Genomic DNA, 426 nt, shown 5'->3' with positions numbered 1-426 from the left:
GTGTGGGGAAGTGACGTTTACGATTCCCCCCGGGCAAATCCCCTCATGCGTCACATGGTCCGATCCAACTTGGTCTCAGCTACTCGGATCGCATCGACAAGCCACTGCATGGCGCGTGTCACGCGTGACTTGGTGAACAAACCCATATCCATTACCCCCTTCGGCGTTGATACGGAAATACTCACGCCCCCTGACAGGCGGCGTGATGCGAACGACGGTGACGGGGTGGTGTGCATCGGGACTATCAAGGCTCTCCACTCCAAATATGGGATCGGTGAACTCATCCGTGCCTTCAGTCGGGTCCATGATGAGCGGCCTAATACCGTCCTTCATATCTGGGGCGGCGGCCCAGACGAGAATCCCCTCAAGGTCTTGGCTCGCCGTCTTGTCCCGGACGGTTCGGTGGAGTTTCGCGGTGCCATTGAT

The 426-nt window shown here is 58.2% G+C and carries 1 protein-coding gene; it reads right to left on the bottom strand.

Translation table 11 applies throughout. The annotated features are described in order from the left end of the window. Window positions 1–75: 75 nt before the first annotated feature. A partial coding sequence (locus tag D7X55_RS45190) for a hypothetical protein (protein WP_233610470.1) occupies window positions 76–426 on the bottom strand: 351 nt, incomplete at its 5' end.

Origin of the sequence: Corallococcus sp. AB049A, assembly GCF_003668885.1 — a bacterium.
Classification (GTDB): Bacteria; Myxococcota; Myxococcia; order Myxococcales; family Myxococcaceae; genus Corallococcus; species Corallococcus interemptor.
Note: the sequence above shows the minus strand (reverse complement) of the source record. Positions and strands in the feature narration are given on the sequence as shown.